Source organism: Rahnella sp. 2050, from assembly GCF_040544515.1.
In the GTDB taxonomy this organism is placed as follows: domain Bacteria; phylum Pseudomonadota; class Gammaproteobacteria; order Enterobacterales; family Enterobacteriaceae; genus Rahnella; species Rahnella aceris.
Map to the genome: position 1 here is coordinate 817,571 of NZ_JBEPKE010000001.1, position 17,111 is coordinate 834,681.

Here is a 17,111-nt window from a genome sequence, read left to right on the forward strand (position 1 = left end):
AGCTCAAGAAATATATGTGTACAATGCACACATTATTCCCACTCCCGGATGCCGTCAATGAAAAGAGTGCAAAATACACATAAACCCGATTATTTTGATGATTTACATGATACGTTGCTGGCTATCGTCGGTGCTTTCAATCGGCCGCAACGTGATGAAATAATGATAAAAAACTCCGGTATTAATATTGACCGTGCATTATTTCCACTGCTGGTCCTGATAGGCCGCTTTGGCCCTATAGGTGTAGGAGAACTCGCTGATCGGGTGGGGCGGGATTATACGACGGTAAGCCGTCAGGTAACTAAACTCGGGCAAATGGGCCTAACCCATCGACAGAGAAATGTTAAAGATAAGCGAATTAACGAAGCGGTCGTTACGCCTGAAGGAAAAATGATGACCGATAAAATCGATCACACGCGAGCACTCATTTATAACGACATCTTCAATAGCTGGCCGGACAATGACCGCGTCGAATTCGAAAGATTATTGAAAAACTTCGTTCATGATTTTAATGCATTGGAACCCATTAAGTCCGTTTGATCCGGACTTATGAATATGCAGGCGAAGTGCGCAATAAACTTAGCCTGCACGTAAACAGCCGTACATGGCAGGGTCCGCTAGTCTACAGCTCCACGCTCCTACCCTCCTCCCAAGGCCTTGTAAAGGGTAATAAGACTGTTTTGCTGCGAAAGTCTGCTCTGAATCAGAGACTGTTGCGCAGAGAATAATGTCCGCTGCGCATCCAGCACATTCAGGTAGTCCGTCGCACCGTTAGCATAGCGATGGCTCATCACCATTCCCAACCCTACCGTGATGTGTTGAGCATGTCTGACTCATTCAAAGGCACTTGCGCTGAACGCCTGCGTCAGCGGCTTCTCTTTGCCTTTGAGAAAATATCAAAGGACAAAAAAATCCAGCAAATGCTGCGCTTGTCTTTGACTGAGGGTGTACGTCTTCCGGAAATTGTTGATCGTCATTATGACGAATTCGTAGAGCCTCTGGCAGGAGCAATAGGCAGCTTAATCTGAAATATGCTGCCCGGTGCTTTGTCAGGGGATAATGCGTGCCGCTCTCAGTTGCGTGAACAGGCTGAAAAACATTTCGTGGGTGGCCTGCATACGGGTAAAGCCTGCCCGGCGCAGCTTGCTGCCATCACCAAACATGTCGTAATCCCAACCAAACACAAAATCTGCAAAACTCCCGTCGTTCAGCTGTAAAATGTCAGTTTCCATCAACCGCTGCCCGGCAAGTTCACGCCATGTCGTGCGGTAGTCCTTAAACAACTGATGAAATGACAGCCGGACCGGCGGTGCGTATTCCAGCTCAAACCAGCGCGCGATATGCGGCCAGAGCTCGCTCCAGCGCCAGATGTCACCGTTATTCACGTTGAAAGCCTGGTTCTCTGCCGCAGGCGAGGTTGCAGCCCACAATGTCGCCTCTGCCAGCAACCCGGCGTCAGTATGATCAACGATGCTATGCCAGGTTTGTTCTGAACCGGGAAAGCGGAGAGGTAAATCCTGAGCCTTACACAGCGACGCATACAGTGCGATGCTCATTGCAAGATTCATGGCATTGCCGGGCACCGCGCTGCCAACCACACCCGGCCTGATTGCATTCCAGTGCCACGTTTTCCCACGCTGAAAATGGCTGAGCCATGTGAGCTGAGCCGCGTTAAATTCTGCGCCGGGTATGGCGGGATCGCTTTCACGCGCCGGGGTTTTGAACGGTCCAAGATGTGCGCCATAAACTTTGTATCCTTGCATCAGGCTTACAATCTGGAGGGGTGCCGTTTTCTCAATGTTACTGACCAGATTGCGCAACATGGTGACGTTCGGTTCAACCATTTCTGTCCAGTTCGCGGCGTTCACCCAGGCGCTGTAAAAAATATGGGTGATGCGGCTGAGTGGTTGCAGTGCCTGCGCGCTGTTTTGCGCATCCAGTAAATCGACGTTTACAACCTGAATATTATCAGGGTGAGATAATGCATTGCGGCTCAGCCCGATAACCTCCCACTCATTTTGCAGAAGTGTTTTGACAAGCTGGCTGCCGACAATACCGCTGGCGCCGGCGACCAGCGCGACCTTTTGTTGCTGCGTCTTATTCATGGTGTTTCTCCAGAGAAGGTGACAGATACAGTGTGATATATTATTTTTTTCACACATATCCCATGAAACTGATGGCACTTATAAGCAGAATCATTAAATGAATAATAAGCTCAATGCCATTGCCACCTTTCTGCGCGTAGCACAAGCAGGCTCTTTTTCTGCAGCCGCCCGCCAGAGCGGTATGAAGCAATCTGCGGTCAGTCAGCAGATTGCCGCACTTGAGGAGGAGCTCGGTGTGGTATTGCTGCATCGTACAACGCGTGTGATGGCGCTTACTGAGCAGGGAGAAAGTTACCGGCGTGATATGCAGCTTTTGCTGGAGGCCATGCGGGAAGCAGAAAGGCGTCTGAACCCTGCCGATCACCACTGGCATGGCAGGGTTCATGTGCAATTGCCGAGCGGGCTGGGCCAGCTCTTTTTACCCCATCTGCTGACGCTTCAGAAAATGAACTCAGGATTGCACCTTACGCTTTCACTTGATGACCGCATCGCCGATCTTGTCACTGAAGGGGTGGATGTCGCGCTGCGCTTGACCCATGAGCCTCCGCAAACGCATGCGGCGCGCGTGCTGGCACGTATTGAAACGGCGCTTTTTGCCGCCCCCGGTTTTAAACCGGTTCATTCTGTGAGTGAGCTGGCGGCACATCCACATGTGCGATTCAGCGGCATCGCGCCGGAGGCACCACTACGGTTAGTTTCTGATAGTGAAACTATCGACATCAAAGTTAATACCGTGTTCCGGGCTAATACCAGTGAAGCGCTGTTACAGGCGATAGAGTCAGGCATGGGTATCGGTGGCATGCAGCTACCGCTCGCGGCCAGGGCTTTGCAAGCCGGTACGCTGGTTCCGGTCTTACCCGCCTACCGGTTACCTGATCGCTTCCTCTATGCGGTCTACCCGGACGCCCGCTTTATCCCGCAGAGGGTCAGAAGCATTATCACTGTAATCGAACAATTACTGCCTGAGATGACGGAGCCTTTACGCATTCTATAATGCTTTTTTCATAAAAATACGGCTCGTGCCTTCCGGTTGACAGTCAATACGCCCAACCCCTTCCCTCCCATCAACATGAACTCCCCCCACAAACGCCGGCTTCAATTCAGAGAGTGGAAGACCCTCACTGTGGGTAACGCGCTGATTGACGCATTTATTGACCGGGGCTTATGCGATCTGGCAAAGGAATTTGCGTTCCCTTTAACCTGGCTCATAGACATGGTGATGGCGGGACTGCGCGCGGGGGCACCGCTACGCTCTGTTTCTCAATAGACGACGGCAAAGCGTGCATGCAGAAACTTCCTGCGATATCAATATCGTTGTATTACTGTCTGCTGAACTCTACCTCTATTTTATCTGTATCCCCCATCGCGGGGAGTGTCCCGGGATTTACAACGTTCCCGATGGGGGTGTAGCGATATGAAGAGTCAAATGAGGCATAGAATAAAACCAATGTTTGCGTTCCGTACAACATGAGATCACCGGCATGAAGGGTCCCCGGCCGCACCGGGCTGGAAGGCAAGCGATGGGGCAGTTCGGCAAATTTCTCGTTACCATTTAACTCAGTCATTTCGAGTTGCAGAGGTAACATATTAACAAAGGATTTAGCCGCCGGATTGTCATGAATTCTGACTTCAAATGGTTGGCCATTAATGATCATTCTCGCCTTCATGACGTTATCCTTACGCAGTGTGGTGTCGGCATGGCTTGCAAAAGCGCACACCCAAAGCAGGCTCGTGAGTAAATATTTCACATGACCTCCGGAAGAGCAGCCACACCCGGCAGGATGTGGCTTTGGCGTTTAACTGAGGTGAGTTTTAAAGAATGACGCCAGCTTGGCGAAAGGGATCAAATCGGTACGGTCATACAAATCGACATGGCCAGCACCCGGGACGATATACAACTCTTTCGGCTGTCCGGCACGTTTGTAAGCATCTTCGCTGAATTCCTTCGAATGCGCCTGGTCGCCGGTGATGAAAAGCATCGGGCGCGGAGAAATCGTTTCGATATCATTGAACGGATAGAAGTTCATAAACTTCCCTATGCTGCTCAGCATCGGTTTTGTTGTCAGCTCTTCTTTCTCGCCCTGTGGCGTATAACCCCCCCGTGATGTGCGATAGAAATCGAAGAATTCCCGCTGAACCGCAGAGGTTGAATCATCGAGCTTGTTCACGGTTCCGGGAATATAGGCAATATCGCCGCCTTTAAACTCGACCAGCCGTTGTTCTGTAGCCGACTTAATAAACGCTTTGCGCTGTTCAGGCGTCACGGAATGATTAAGACCATTACGGAACACAGACCCCATGTCATACATGCTGACGGTGGCAATGGCCTTCATTCTCGGGTCAATTTTGGCTGCACTGATAACGAAGCTGCCGCTACCACAGATACCCAGTGCACCAATTCTCTGCGGATCAACATAAGGCTGAGTGCTGAGATAATCGACTGCAGCACTAAAGTCATCCGCATAGATTTCAGGGGAAATCAGATGACCGGGTTTGCCGTCACTCTCCCCCCAGAAGGAAAGATCAATCGCCAGCGTCACGAACCCTTGTTCCGCCAGTTTCTGGGCATACAAATTTGAGCTTTGTTCTTTCACCGCCCCCATCGGATGACCAATGACAATAGCGGGATGCTGCACGTCTTGCTTCATCCCTTTCGGTATAAACAAATTACCGACGACTTTCATTTGATACTGGTTTTTAAAGGTCACTTTTTGCCGGGTGACCTTATCGCTTTGGTAAAAGTTATCTGCTCCGTTAGACATATCGGCTCCTGTCGCAGCAAACGAGCTGATTAACAGCCCTAACAGCAGGGTAAATACTTTCATTGATGAATCCTCAGTGGGTTGGATGGATATCTTTACGTGACGTTAATAAAGCCAGGGCAGCCGCGATGACGAGTAAAATGACACTGATGAGAAAAGTGCTTTGATAACCACTATGGTCAAAGGCAAAACCCCCGAGAGTGGAGCCCATAGCGATTGACAGTTGCACGATGGCGACCATAAGACCTCCGCCCGCCTCCGCATCTTCCGGCAGGGTTCTGGCAATCCATGTCCACCATCCGGTGGGGGCCGCCGTGGCGATTAATCCCCACAACCCCAGCAACGGCGCAACGACCCATACACTGTTTCCAAAAGCAATCAGCGCCCCGGCGATTGCAGCCATCAGCAAGGGAATGGTGATAAGTGTGGGATAAAAGGCGGTCTTCAAAAACGTGCCAATCACCAGGGTGCCGATAAAGCCCGCCATACCGATGGTCAGCAAAATGAGCGACAGCGTGGTGATATTTACCTGCGTGACTGTCTCGAGGAACGGGCGCAAATAGGTGAATAAGGAAAACTGCCCCATAAAGAACAATCCGCAGGCGGTAAGGCCAGCGGCCACAAGCGGGTTAGCAAAAAGACGAAAAACATTGGCAGTCCCCTTATCGGCTTTCTCCGTGGTCATTGCAGGCAGGCTGAACCACTGCCATATAAAGGCAATGACCGCCACCGGAACGATACAAAAGAACGCCCCGCGCCAGCCGATGACAGACCCGAGATAACTCCCCAGCGGAGCGGCTATAACGGTTGCCAGCGCGTTACCGCCGTTAAAAATAGCCAGTGCACGGGGAACCCGATGCGCCGGAACCAGGCGAATAGCCGTAGCGGCAGAAAGTGACCAGAATCCTCCGATCGCGATACCAATTAATGCGCGGCCCACCATGTAAATCAGATAACCAGGTGCCAGCGCGATAATTGCACCGGAAACGGCCATCAGCAACGTCATGCTCAGCAGCAATACCTTGCGGTTGAGTGTTCCGGCCAGCGCAGAAATGGAGAGACTGGTCAGTACCGCAAACAGACCGGAAATCGCGATCCCCTGCCCCACGCGTCCCTCACTGACACCTAAATCGGCTGATATCGGCGTCAGCAAGCTCACAGGCATAAATTCCGAAGCGATGAGTGCAAAGACGCATAACGTCATCGCGAAAACCCCGCTCCAGTAAGCGTGCTCTTTTTGACGTTTTGTATGACTCGGCAATGCGGACATAAATAGTAATTCCCAATAATCCAGGGTTATTTGCACACCCGCTGAACGCTATTCGCAGAAATAACGTAAAAAATAAAACGTGAAATAAAGATGAAAAAATAAGAGCGTTAATCTTCCCTCGCGGAATAAGCTCTTGTTGAAAATTTTACACGCGGTGTGCATCATTACTAGCTAATGGATACTGAATGGGCTTATAAGCATTACTTATTAATAAGGCGGGAAGGACTTTATGAAACGCAACCTGAACGATCTTCTTTATTTTATTACGGTTGCCCGTGAAAGCAGCTTCACCCGCGCCGCTGCAAAGCTGGGCGTCACCCAATCCGCACTGAGCCAGGCGATTTCGGCACTTGAAGAGGATATGCAAATTCGCCTGCTGACGCGTACAACCCGTAGCGTATCGCCGACCTCTGCCGGAGAACGGTTGCTACTGACCATAGGCGATCATGTTGATGGCATACTCGCCGAGTTAGACATGCTGACTGAGATGCGTGATAAACCCGCAGGAACTGTTCGCATCACCTGCGGCCCCCATGTTCTGAAAACCATACTGTTGCCCAAATTATCGCCTCTGCTGAAACACTATCCGGATATCAGACTGGAGTTTGATGCTAACCACGGTTTTCGCAATATCGTCGCCGACAGGTTTGACGCGGGTGTCCGTCTGGGTGACACCATTGATAAGGATATGATAGCGATACCGATTAGCCCGAAGTTGCAAATGGCTGCGGTTGCATCGCCTGAGTATTTTGCTACCCATGCGATGCCGCAGACGCCACACGACCTTCTCCAGCACAACTGCATTAATATGCGGCAAGCGACGTCAGGGGGACTTTACGTCTGGGAGTTCGACAATGAAGAAGGCCCGGTAAATGTCCGGGTTACCGGGCAACTGACGTTTAATACGTCAGCACACATGGTGGACGCGGCATTAGCCGGGCTTGGCATTGCTTTTCTGCCGGAAGAAGAGTTTGAATCACATATTGAGGAGGGGCGCCTGATACGCGTACTTGAACCGTGGTGCCAGCCATTTCCCGGCTATTACCTGTATTATCCCAGCCGTAAGCAACCCTCACCCGCATTTTCACTGGTCGCTGATGCCTTACGCCACAAGGCATAGAAAAGCCCGCGGGCCTTCAGGCAACGATGAGCGAAGAGATGACCAGGTCTTGTTATGTTAGCCAGTGGCAGGCCGACATATGGCGTCTAAATTTCCATGCCCATGATGTGCAACTTACTTATCTGTGATTCCGTTCTGAAGTCAGTATCAGTTATGTGTCGCATGCCTGAAGCTTCATAGAATTTACGAGCGCGATCGTTTTTCTCTCTCACCGAAAGCCACAAAAATTTCTTATCTTGCTTTTGCGCAGCTGTAACGATTTCTTTAAATATTTCTTTTCCAAAGTGTTTACCCGTCGCTTCCGGTGCAAGATAAAGCCGGTCAAGCGATACCCCAGAAATAGCCGTTCCCGGAATCGTATTGATCCACGTGAGTTTGGCAAATCCAACCGGTTTATCGTTTTGCGCCAGAAACCAGCAAACTTTTGGATCCCTTAGTCCGTCATTGAGTGCGGACAAAGAGAATTCACTTTCCAGATACGTATTCATTTCGCGCTCAGACAACCACATATGTCTGAAGTGCGCCGGATATATATTGAAAGCCAGGCTGCGCAACAGGCTGGCATCTACCGGGTGGGCGATTCGTGTATTTATATTCATGCAGAAACCTTAAACCAGCAATAAATTGGAATGACTTAACATATCAAACTTACTTTAATAACGGTCGAACTCTTCAGCAAGGGTATTCATCACTGCCCTGACTCTTGCAGTGTGCGACAGATCCTGATGCATAACCAGCCAGACCTCATAAGGGCTTTTACGCGTTCTTTCTGGCCACAGGCGGATAAGTTCCGGGTACATTTTCGCAAGATAATCTGGCAGCTCACCCAGGGCCAGCCCTGCGCGAATAAACGTTGCTAACATCATGCTGGAGTCCAGCTCTGCCACTACGCGCCCTTTATGTCTCGGTTCTCCTGCCAGCAGTCCATCCTGAGAGCGCGTAATGCCTGACTGGTAAAGCGCGATACGGTGCCCGTCAAAGCCTTTGCCGGGTTCTGGTATGCCAAACCTGTCGATATACTTATGCGTCGCAAAAAGTCCCACCTCCCTGGAGGCCAGTTTACGGGTAATCAAATCCGGCTGTTCTGGCCGAATGGTGCGTACCGCTATATCCGCTTCGCGTCGGCCGATATCCAGCAGGCGTGTGGTGGTGGTCAGATTTACCCGAATATTGGGAAAGTTATGCTGTACGCGCTCGATTGCCGGTAAAACAAAATCAATGGCCAGCGAGTCAGTGGCAGTCACATGCACTTCTCCTTCAAGCCGGTCATCATCCCCGGAGCCGCGACGTTCAAAGCTGACCGTCAGGCGCTCAATCTCTTCTGCAAGCGAGAGTATTTTTCGCCCGCCAGCGGTCAGAACCCAGCCCTGACGGCTTTTTAAAAATAGTTTACTCCCCAATAATTTTTCAAGCGTATTGAGTCTGCGGCCTACGGTAGTCTGATCAACTGAAAGCTGCTCAGCCGCGCTGCGTAAAGTACCTGCGCGGTATACCGCCAGGAAAATCCGGACATCATCCCAGTTCATCGTTCCTCATGCTGCATTTTTGCAGGTATTGCCTGCATGATAATGCATTTAAGCAGGATGAAACAGACGTTAAGCTACGCACTTCTTCTGCTGATAACCCTTTTCAACACCGGAAATTTTATGCCTCGACTCTCTTTTATTATTACCGTTGCTATGCTGAGCGCGTTCGGTCTCATCGCGTCCGATATTTATCTTCCGGCGATGCCAGATATGGCACGCGAATTTGCAGTGGATCCATCGCAGATATCTCAGACCATTTCAGCCTATTTACTGGCACTGGCCATATGCCAGCTTTTTTACGGTCCGCTTGCAGATCGCTTTGGACGAAAACCCGTACTGCTCGCTGGCATTGCGATTTACATTGGCGGATCGCTGGGATGTGCAATTGCTGAGAGCTATTCTTCTTTTCTGCTCTTTCGCCTGCTGCAAGGGGCAGGTGCAGCGGCTGGCCTCGTCATTGGTCGCACGCTGATCGCGGATACCTGTAATAAAGCCATTTCTGCCAGGGTCTACTCGGTCATCTATCCACTGGTCTCATTGTCACCTGCAATAGCACCGATGATCGGTGGACATCTCGCCGCCACATTTGGGTGGCATACGGATTTCATTTTCGTCGCCATTTTCGGCATGGCTACCATGCTGATGATCATTTTCATGCGCGAGACGCGACCTGAAAATATCTCTGCTACGGCCTCGCCGTTTTCAGGATTTAGCGTTATTTGCGGCGATACGGGGTTCTGGCGTTATACGCTTATCGTCTGTTGCATCTACAGTGCATGGTTTATTTATCTGACTCAGTCTCCTTTTTTATTTGCGCAGCTCGGGATGAGTGAGGAGGCGCGAGGATGGCTCTATATTCCCTTAACGGCAGGTATTATCAGTGCCAATGTGTTAACGAAACGGCTTTTAAACTTCTGGCAATATGATCGCATTGTTACTGCCGGCATCATGTGTTTTGTGCTGGGTGGTCTGGCTTATGCCACAGTAATGTTTACGGCAGAAAAAGGGATTTTATCTATTTTGCTTCCTATGTGCCTGGTCAGTCTGGCAAACGGTTCCAGCCTTTCACTGGCAATATCCGGGGCAATCAGCAGCGGGCATGGTCATGCCGCCACGGCCTCCGGAATGATTGGTTTTATGCAGATAGGCAGCGCGGCTGTTTTTGCCAACTTCATAAGTGCAGAGTTTGGTTTCAGCCAGCCAGTACTGGGCTCTTCAGTTTTATTGCTGGCTCTCACCGCACTTGTGGCCTGCCGTAAACAGCGTATCCGGCGCCATCATATTCAATCCTCCCGTTGAGCCTCTGACCGGCTGTGAAGGTTGTAATGTTTATTTCTGGCTCGAAATAAGAGTAATTAATCAAAGTTCAAAATAGCGCATTATTTCCACTATTAACGAATTTTTTCAGGATTAACAAATAACAGGTCATCAACGATGCAATTTTCTTCCCGCAAATACATATCCCGGAGTTTTATATAAATAATGTATAAATAATGGCACAACACTCATTGAGTGCATGCTTTTTTTGATCATGCCAATATTCTCACGACTTCAAACGTCAAACAGTATTAACATCTATTTAATTAAAGGATATTTGCATGACAAATTTAAATTATAAACCGACAATCTGGACACGTGCTGATGCTCTGAAGGTCAACGAAAATGACCCGACCACCACACAGCCTGTTGTTAGCGCCGATTTTCCGGTTATGAGTGATGAAGTATTCATTTGGGATACGATGCCGCTTAGGTCATTAGACGGCACGGTGGTTTCTGTCGACGGATGGTCCGTTATTTTCACGCTGACAGCGCAGCGTAATAACAATAATTCAGAATATCTCGATGCAGACGGAAATTATGATATTACCAGTGACTGGAATAATCGCCACGGACGCGCCAAAATTTGTTACTGGTATTCCCGTACGGGTAAGGATTGGATTTTTGGTGGCCGCGTGATGGCAGAAGGTGTTTCCCCTACGACCCGCGAATGGGCAGGGACGCCAATTTTGCTCAATGAAGACGGCGAGATTGATCTTTATTATACCTGTGTCACGCCAGGTGCGACCATTGCAAAAGTGAGAGGCAAAGTGCTGACCTCAGAAGAAGGCGTAACACTGGCCGGTTTCAACGAGGTTAAATCATTATTTTCAGCCGACGGCGTGTATTACCAGACTGAAAGCCAGAATCCATACTGGAACTTCAGGGATCCAAGCCCGTTTATCGATCCTCATGACGGTAAACTCTACATGGTGTTTGAAGGTAACGTGGCGGGTGAGCGGGGTTCTCACGTCATTGGCAAACAGGAAATGGGTACCCTTCCGCCGGACCATCGTGATGTGGGCAATGCAAGATACCAGGCGGGCTGTATTGGTATGGCCGTCGCCAAAGATCTTTCAGGAGATGAATGGGAAATTCTCCCTCCTCTGGTGACCGCTGTCGGCGTCAATGATCAAACCGAACGCCCTCATTTTGTCTTCCAGGATGGAAAATATTACCTGTTCACGATCAGTCATAAGTTTACCTATGCGGAGGGTCTGACGGGGCCTGATGGTGTTTACGGTTTCCTGAGTGATCGCCTTACCGGCCCTTATTCTCCGATGAACGGCTCCGGTTTGGTATTAGGTAATCCTCCTTCTCAGCCCTTCCAGACTTACTCGCACTGCGTAATGCCCAATGGCATGGTGACATCTTTTATTGATAACGTTCCGACCACCGACGGTAATTATCGTATTGGCGGGACAGAGGCTCCTACCGTAAAAATTGTCCTGACCGGAAACCGTTCATTTGTAGAACGCGTGTTTGATTATGGGTATATCCCGCCGATGAAGAATATTATTTTAAATTAATGAGGTGATCTGCCTTTCCGCATACGCTTTGCGGAAAGGCAGTGCAACTGGATTAAAACGGCACAGGCCCCCCGCTGGCTGAACGATTAAAGATTTATATTGATTCCAAAATCCCTGCCAATACATCTCCCGGCCTTTCAAGCACGGCCAGGTGAGTTCTGGCATTCTCCAAACGTTTCACCTCAAAAAAATCATGCGCCATAGCGAAACGCTGTTGTAAAGCAAGGTATTCGTCGTTTCTGTCGAGGGAATAGATATGGGTAGCCTTCGGTGGATTTTTGAGTTTTTCAAGGCGCTGGAGTGGCGAACCGTATGTCTGATAGGCATCGGCGATCACCTGCCCTGCAAGTCGCCACAACGGGTAGCTGGATTCAGACATTTCGGTTTTGAAATGATGGATCATGGTGGGTGACTCGCTTCCTGCCAGCCAAAATTCGTACAGCTGGTTCCGTGCAGACTGCCAGCGATCTTCATGCTGCATCTCGTTGATTGAAGTGAAAAACGCCGTTGCAGGCTGATTCATGATCCAGTCAAGGAATATCACCGCAGGCACACGTTCTTTCAAACTTTCGGCCAAATCAACCGCTATCCAGCTGGCATGTGCAACGGAAACCGGTACTACGCGGGTCAGACCGAGATGGTCAATGAGTGTCAAAGCGTCTGTTAATAACGCCGCACCGTCAAAATCCTTGCCATCGGTCGATGATTTTCCATGACCACGCCAGTCAATAATGACAACACGGAAAAAAGCAGCGGCCAGTTCAGAGAAGTCATTGAAGACAGTTTTTGGCTGGCACCAGCCTGGCATAAGGAACAGCGTTGTGTCACCCGTACCGATATCCTGATAATCGATATCGCCATGCTCTGTATGCAAAATAGGCATGTTTTCGCCCCGTAGTGAAGTGAGTGGATAACTAACCTATCCGATCCCTCACCAATTAAACAAGCATTTGCTTGTTTAAATAGCACTAATGTCTTATCTCACGAGAGATCGCTAACTGACCTTTTGATTAACGCGATTATTTTCGAACTGCATAATAAGACTCAGCGCAGCAGGCAAAACAGTCAGCGTGACGAAAGTGGCAACGATCAGCCCGCCGATAATCGCATAGGCCATCGGCCCCCAGAAAACCTGCTCAGCAATCGGGATCATTCCCAGTATGGCAGCGCACGCCGTGAGCAATATGGGCCGGGAACGGTGTTGTGCCGCCGCTTTGATGGCTTCATCGCGGTCAAGCCCCTCCCTGACGTTATTGTCCACTTCACTGATGAGGATCACCGCATTGCGGATAATCATGCCTGCTAATGCGATGATGCCGAGCAACGCAACAAATCCCATCGGCGTACCCGTCGGCAACATCGCCAGCACAACGCCAATCAGTCCGAATGGCGCCATGAACAACGCGAGAAGCATGCGGGAGAAGCGCTGCAACTGGACCATCAGCAGGATCAGCATAACAAACAGTGTGACCGGCAACACCGCGAACACCGAGCTGTTGCCTTTGTCCGACTCGTCCACCACACCGCCCTCCTCTATCGTATATTCCGGCGGTAAGCTTGCCCTGATACGTGAGACCAGAGGAGAGAGTTGTTGAGAAACAGCCTCTGCCCGCAGACCTGCAGCTAAATCCGTCTGTACCGTGATAAACGGCAGGCGCTGCCGACGCCAGATAACCGGGTCATCAACTCCCCAGACCGGCGTCGCCACCTGACTCAGGGGGATTTTCTGCCCGCTTGCCGTGGTGATCATCAGCCCGGACAGCGTGGTCAAATCCTGACGTTCGCGCTTATTCCCGCGCAGAACAACGTCAATCAGCCGGTTTTTATCCCTGACGGTGGTGACAACGCTGCCAGACCAGACAGTGTTGAGCAACGTGGCGAGACTTTCGGAAGAAACACCCGCCGCCCTTGCTGCGGTCTGATTCACCTGTAACGTGATGGCCCGCTCAGGTTCACCGGCGGTCAGATTAACTTCGCGGGTCCGGGGACTGTTTCCGAGAACGCTGGCGAGGTGCTGCGCAATCTGCCTGACCTTCGCATAATCCGGTCCGCTGACGCGATATTTTACCGGCCAGCCGACCGGCGGCCCCAGTTCCAGCGGCGAAACGCGCGTCGTGATATCACTGAAATCCCGGGCCAAAATAGTGTCCAGTTGCGCACGTAACTTATCCCTGTCCTCCAGACTTTTGGCGACAACAACCAGTTGTGCCGTGTTCTCATCATCCAGTAACACGTCCATGGGCAGGTAAAACCGCACCGCGCCTGACCCCACGTAGGTAGAAAAATGATCTACGTTCGGATTGTCTTTCAGGGCGTGCTCCAGCCTCTCCGCCCGGCGTGCCGTGTCGCTTTGCGAAGCGTTACCGGGAAGCGTAAGGCTGACCAGCAGTTCCGGGCGATCGGACGCCGGGAAAAATTCGCCCTGCATAAACGTGGTCGCATAAGCGGCAAGCCCTAACAAAAGGCAGGCGAAACTGAGAGTCGCCACGCGTCTTTGCAAAACCTGATTCAGCAGACGCTGATAGAAACGCATCAGTCTGCCCTGTTTTTCAGCGTGTGATGCCAGTTTCTCAGGTAACAGCCAGGTTCCGATCAGCGGTGAAAACAGAATGGCCACTACCCAGGAACATAAAAGCGCAATCAGCACCACGGCGAAGAGAGAATAGCAATACTCTCCCGCACTTGAGGCAGCAAAGCCTACCGGAATAAAGCCCGCTATCATCACCAGTGTGCCGGTCAGCATCGGGAAAGCAGTCGTTTCAAATGCGTAAGTTGCCGCCCGCCATTTAGAATCACCGGCCTCAATACGGGAGACCATCGCCTCGACGGTTATCATGGCATCATCCACCAGCAGCCCCAGGGCGATGATTAACGCCCCCAGCGAAATACGTTGTAACCCGATGCCGGCAAGCATCATGCCAATAAACGTCATCGCCAGCACGATGGGGATCGCCGCAGCCACCACCAGCCCGGCACGGGTGCCTAATGAGACGAAGGACACCGCCAGCACAATAACCACAGCCTCAATCAATACACGGATAAAGCCGCTTACCGCCTGCGATACTACGGCCGACTGATCCGCGACTTTAACCATTTCAATGCCGTGCGGGAGCTGTGCGCTAATCATAGCCATCCGGTCACTCAGCGCCTTGCCAAAAGAAAGCATGTTTCCTGTAGAAGCCATGGAAATGGCGAGACCGATAGCGGGCTGACCGTTGACCCGGAATGCCGGTGACGGGGGCTCGGCATCCTGGCGGCTAATGGTCGCGATATCCGTCAGCGGAATGTAGCGCCCGGCAATATGCAGCGTCACAGCGCGCAAGCTTTGCTCCGACGTCAGTGCGCCGCTCACACGCAAGGCAATGTTTTCACGATCGCTTCGCAAGACCCCCGAAGGTTCTACCGCATTTTGAGCCTTCAGTGCATCGGTGATTTGCCGGAGATCCAGCCCCATTCCCGCCAGTTGTGCCGGTGAAAATGCGAGAACAATATTCTCCTCCTGCACGCCCAGCAGGCTGGCTTTTCCCATATCCGGCAGCGACATCAGACTGCGGCTGATATCATCGACCTTGTCACGAAGCTCACGCGGCGTGAAACCTTCCGCAGTAAAGCCATAAATGGTGCCAAAGGTGTCATCAAATTCGTCATCCACCGAGGGACCCTGCACACCTGCTGGCAGTGACGGCGCGATATCCTGCATCTTTTTGCGCACCTGATACCAGATACCCGCAACCTCTGCAGGTGGCGTGTTATCGCGAAGATTCACAAAAATAACCGATTGCCCGGCACGCGTTTCACTTTGCACAAAATCAAGATAAGGCGTTTCCTGCAGTTTTTTCTCCAGCGTATCGGTGACCAGATTAACCGTATCCTCCACGCTTGCCCCCGGCCAGCTCGCAGACACCACGGCAGTTTTAATGGTAAACGCCGGATCTTCATTACGGGGGAGTTGCTCATAGCTGATGACACCCGCCGCCATTAACAGCAGCATAAAAAAGGCAATCAGTGACTGATGATTCAGCGCCCAGGCTGAAAGGTTGAAGGCCCCGACCGGGGAAGACGGTTTCATTCGCTGTCCTCCCCTGGCATGACTTTTTCACCTTCACGAAGTTTACTCACACCGGCAATGACCACCCTTTCGCCAGGGTGTACACCGGCAGACAGGAATATTTCAGAGGTACTGTAACGCCCGATAACCACGGGCCGTAAATGCAGCGTCAGCGTTTTCTCATCAACAACAAAAACCGCCGGTTTATCACCGGATCGGGTCAGCGCAGAAGCAGGCAGTGCTGTCAGACGCGGACCTGACGCGTTAAGTGTCAGTTGAACACTGGCACCGAGTGCCATGGCCGGTGGCGGGTTATCGAGGGTGATGCGGAGGCGCCAGGTGCGGGTTTGCGGGTCGGCCTGCGGGCTGACGTCGCGGAAATGCCCCTGCGCAACCACGGAAGGGGCCGAAAGTAACGATATAGTAAACAGGCTGTCAGCTTGCTGAGGAACAGACTGGGGATCGGCCACATCAAATACGGCATCACGCAGGCTGCCACTGGCCAGGGTGATCACAGACTGTCCGGCACTGACCACTTGTCCTGCCGACGCGCTGACCTGGGTAATCACGCCGTCAGCCGGAGCCGTGAGTTTTGTCCAGGACACGTTTTCCTGCGCATTTTTGAGCGCATCTTCACTGCTCTGACGCTTCGCGCGGGCAGCCTGCCAGTCAGCTTGCGCACTATCAAGCTGCGAGCGTGCGATAGCCCCGGAAGGCATCAGTAACTGCATACGCCTGAGACTGAGCGCCGCAACCTGCTCTGCCGCGCGGGCACTGTTCAGATCAGCCTGCGCACTGCTGAACTGGTTGCGGCTGGTCTCGCTTTCTTGCGTGGCGAGAACCTGACCGGCGATCACACGATCCCCCACCTCAGCCTGCCGCGTCAGAATGCGCCCGTCCAGCCGGAACCCGAGCGTCACCTCTTCATGGGCGCGTATTTCACCCGTTTGAATCAGGGAACTCAAAGCAACAGGAGGCGGTGCGGAAATGGTGCGCACCGGCCTGACAGAGGGCGCTTGTTTATGGGCTTTGTCACCACAACCTGTCAGCACAATAGCAACGATGATCAGACAGGCGGCGGGAATGAAGGGAAGCATCCGACCGGTGGCGGATAAATGGCGAACGGCGTGACGCGCATAATCGGTGAAGGTAACAGCCATGACAGTCTTCCTGAATTGAGATGTCGCTATTCAATCCAATCACTGTCCAGATTCCCGTAATATTTCATCAAGAAACCGTCAAGATGCGCACTTTTTTGCAAGATGGCTGACCGGCGCAGTGACAGCGGACGTGCAGCATGTAAATCAACATCGGCCACGTCCACCGCATCATCGTCTTCAATAATCAGCATCTGCCTGGTCTCCATACAGGTCGTCTTGACGGTTTCTTCATAATTCCCCGACAGTTTATTGACACTGCCTCTTCATACTTCGG

16 protein-coding genes and 1 pseudogene are annotated in these 17,111 nt (G+C 51.5%); 6 read left to right on the forward strand and 11 right to left on the reverse strand.

The annotated features are described in order from the left end of the window. Window positions 1-57 precede the first annotated feature (57 nt). Entirely contained in the window at window positions 58-540 is a 483-nt protein-coding gene (locus ABIC79_RS03660; RefSeq protein WP_013574957.1) for a MarR family winged helix-turn-helix transcriptional regulator, read from the forward strand. Window positions 541-638: 98 nt separating this feature from the next. On the opposite strand, the pseudogene ABIC79_RS03665 reads toward ABIC79_RS03660, so the two are convergent. Beyond that, window positions 639-782: pseudogene (locus ABIC79_RS03665) on the reverse strand (TolC family protein); the annotation flags it as partial. A gap of 42 nt (window positions 783-824) precedes the next feature. Between ABIC79_RS03665 and ABIC79_RS03670 the strand changes: the two are divergent. Then, window positions 825-1,028 carry a hypothetical protein gene (locus ABIC79_RS03670; protein ID WP_015689645.1) on the forward strand — a complete coding sequence of 68 codons (204 nt, stop codon included), beginning with the start codon at window positions 825-827 and terminating at the stop codon, window positions 1,026-1,028. Between the two features lie 21 nt (window positions 1,029-1,049). Here the strand turns inward: ABIC79_RS03670 and ABIC79_RS03675 are convergent, their stop codons facing one another. Beyond that, window positions 1,050-2,105: an SDR family oxidoreductase gene (locus ABIC79_RS03675; RefSeq protein WP_013574956.1), complete on the reverse strand. Its 1,056-nt coding sequence runs from the start codon at window positions 2,103-2,105 to the stop codon at window positions 1,050-1,052. Between the two features lie 97 nt (window positions 2,106-2,202). On the opposite strand from ABIC79_RS03675, the gene ABIC79_RS03680 reads away from it, so the two are divergent. Next, a complete protein-coding gene (locus ABIC79_RS03680) occupies window positions 2,203-3,099 on the forward strand; it encodes a LysR family transcriptional regulator (RefSeq protein ID WP_119261457.1) in 897 nt (298 codons plus the stop codon). A 325-nt stretch (window positions 3,100-3,424) separates the two neighbouring features. Here the strand turns inward: ABIC79_RS03680 and ABIC79_RS03685 are convergent, their stop codons facing one another. Genes ABIC79_RS03685 through ABIC79_RS03695 form a run of 3 tightly spaced genes read right to left on the reverse strand, consistent with a single transcriptional unit; the run spans window position 3,425 to window position 6,137 of the window. Then, window positions 3,425-3,853, reverse strand: coding sequence for a cyclophilin-like fold protein (locus ABIC79_RS03685; protein ID WP_013574954.1), 429 nt, complete (start codon window positions 3,851-3,853; stop codon window positions 3,425-3,427). Window positions 3,854-3,901: 48 nt separating this feature from the next. After that, window positions 3,902-4,930, reverse strand: a complete 1,029-nt coding sequence (locus tag ABIC79_RS03690) for an alpha/beta hydrolase (RefSeq protein WP_013574953.1) — start codon at window positions 4,928-4,930, stop codon at window positions 3,902-3,904. A 10-nt stretch (window positions 4,931-4,940) separates the two neighbouring features. Continuing rightward, window positions 4,941-6,137: an MFS transporter gene (locus ABIC79_RS03695; protein ID WP_013574952.1), complete on the reverse strand. Its 1,197-nt coding sequence runs from the start codon at window positions 6,135-6,137 to the stop codon at window positions 4,941-4,943. A gap of 229 nt (window positions 6,138-6,366) precedes the next feature. Here ABIC79_RS03695 and ABIC79_RS03700 point away from each other — a divergent pair, with 229 nt between their 5' ends. Then, window positions 6,367-7,257 carry a LysR family transcriptional regulator gene (locus ABIC79_RS03700; protein ID WP_112197735.1) on the forward strand — a complete coding sequence of 297 codons (891 nt, stop codon included), beginning with the start codon at window positions 6,367-6,369 and terminating at the stop codon, window positions 7,255-7,257. Window positions 7,258-7,343: 86 nt separating this feature from the next. On the opposite strand, the gene ABIC79_RS03705 is transcribed toward ABIC79_RS03700, so the two are convergent. After that, a complete protein-coding gene (locus tag ABIC79_RS03705; protein WP_112151772.1) occupies window positions 7,344-7,856 on the reverse strand; it encodes a GNAT family N-acetyltransferase in 513 nt (170 codons plus the stop codon). Between the two features lie 54 nt (window positions 7,857-7,910). Then, window positions 7,911-8,783: a LysR family transcriptional regulator gene (locus tag ABIC79_RS03710; RefSeq protein ID WP_037035909.1), complete on the reverse strand. Its 873-nt coding sequence runs from the start codon at window positions 8,781-8,783 to the stop codon at window positions 7,911-7,913. A 36-nt stretch (window positions 8,784-8,819) separates the two neighbouring features. Between ABIC79_RS03710 and ABIC79_RS03715 the strand changes: the two genes are divergently transcribed. After that, on the forward strand, window positions 8,820-10,082 hold the full coding sequence (locus ABIC79_RS03715) for a multidrug effflux MFS transporter (RefSeq protein ID WP_166860114.1): 1,263 nt from the start codon (window positions 8,820-8,822) through the stop codon (window positions 10,080-10,082). A gap of 299 nt (window positions 10,083-10,381) precedes the next feature. Continuing rightward, a complete protein-coding gene (gene sacB / locus ABIC79_RS03720; protein WP_153375041.1) occupies window positions 10,382-11,629 on the forward strand; it encodes a levansucrase in 1,248 nt (415 codons plus the stop codon). A gap of 94 nt (window positions 11,630-11,723) precedes the next feature. Here sacB and ABIC79_RS03725 read toward each other — a convergent pair whose 3' ends face one another. The 4 genes from ABIC79_RS03725 to ABIC79_RS03740 all read right to left on the reverse strand — a co-directional run bounded on the left by ABIC79_RS03725 (window position 11,724) and on the right by ABIC79_RS03740 (window position 17,028). Next, window positions 11,724-12,512 (reverse strand): alpha/beta fold hydrolase, encoded by a 789-nt coding sequence (locus ABIC79_RS03725; protein WP_166860110.1) that lies wholly within the window; start codon window positions 12,510-12,512, stop codon window positions 11,724-11,726. A gap of 111 nt (window positions 12,513-12,623) precedes the next feature. After that, window positions 12,624-15,698 (reverse strand): efflux RND transporter permease subunit, encoded by a 3,075-nt coding sequence (locus ABIC79_RS03730; RefSeq protein ID WP_354566577.1) that lies wholly within the window; start codon window positions 15,696-15,698, stop codon window positions 12,624-12,626. Beyond that, window positions 15,695-16,837, reverse strand: coding sequence for an efflux RND transporter periplasmic adaptor subunit (locus ABIC79_RS03735; RefSeq protein ID WP_250980725.1), 1,143 nt, complete (start codon window positions 16,835-16,837; stop codon window positions 15,695-15,697). The genes ABIC79_RS03730 and ABIC79_RS03735 overlap by 4 nt, the downstream gene beginning before the upstream one ends. 26 nt (window positions 16,838-16,863) lie before the next feature. Continuing rightward, a complete protein-coding gene (locus ABIC79_RS03740; RefSeq protein ID WP_013574943.1) occupies window positions 16,864-17,028 on the reverse strand; it encodes a hypothetical protein in 165 nt (54 codons plus the stop codon). Window positions 17,029-17,111: the final 83 nt, after the last annotated feature.

Coding starts and splice junctions, on each gene's coding strand:
- sacB (WP_153375041.1), top strand. CDS start 10,382: ATGACAAATTTAAATTATAAACCGACAATCTGGACACGTGCTGATGCT.
- ABIC79_RS03730 (WP_354566577.1), bottom strand. CDS start 15,698: ATGAAACCGTCTTCCCCGGTCGGGGCCTTCAACCTTTCAGCCTGGGCG.
- ABIC79_RS03715 (WP_166860114.1), top strand. CDS start 8,820: ATGATAATGCATTTAAGCAGGATGAAACAGACGTTAAGCTACGCACTT.
- ABIC79_RS03725 (WP_166860110.1), bottom strand. CDS start 12,512: ATGCCTATTTTGCATACAGAGCATGGCGATATCGATTATCAGGATATC.
- ABIC79_RS03690 (WP_013574953.1), bottom strand. CDS start 4,930: ATGAAAGTATTTACCCTGCTGTTAGGGCTGTTAATCAGCTCGTTTGCT.
- ABIC79_RS03735 (WP_250980725.1), bottom strand. CDS start 16,837: ATGGCTGTTACCTTCACCGATTATGCGCGTCACGCCGTTCGCCATTTA.
- ABIC79_RS03670 (WP_015689645.1), top strand. CDS start 825: ATGTCTGACTCATTCAAAGGCACTTGCGCTGAACGCCTGCGTCAGCGG.
- ABIC79_RS03675 (WP_013574956.1), bottom strand. CDS start 2,105: ATGAATAAGACGCAGCAACAAAAGGTCGCGCTGGTCGCCGGCGCCAGC.
- ABIC79_RS03680 (WP_119261457.1), top strand. CDS start 2,203: ATGAATAATAAGCTCAATGCCATTGCCACCTTTCTGCGCGTAGCACAA.
- ABIC79_RS03710 (WP_037035909.1), bottom strand. CDS start 8,783: ATGAACTGGGATGATGTCCGGATTTTCCTGGCGGTATACCGCGCAGGT.
- ABIC79_RS03660 (WP_013574957.1), top strand. CDS start 58: ATGAAAAGAGTGCAAAATACACATAAACCCGATTATTTTGATGATTTA.
- ABIC79_RS03705 (WP_112151772.1), bottom strand. CDS start 7,856: ATGAATATAAATACACGAATCGCCCACCCGGTAGATGCCAGCCTGTTG.
- ABIC79_RS03700 (WP_112197735.1), top strand. CDS start 6,367: ATGAAACGCAACCTGAACGATCTTCTTTATTTTATTACGGTTGCCCGT.
- ABIC79_RS03740 (WP_013574943.1), bottom strand. CDS start 17,028: ATGCTGATTATTGAAGACGATGATGCGGTGGACGTGGCCGATGTTGAT.
- ABIC79_RS03695 (WP_013574952.1), bottom strand. CDS start 6,137: ATGTCCGCATTGCCGAGTCATACAAAACGTCAAAAAGAGCACGCTTAC.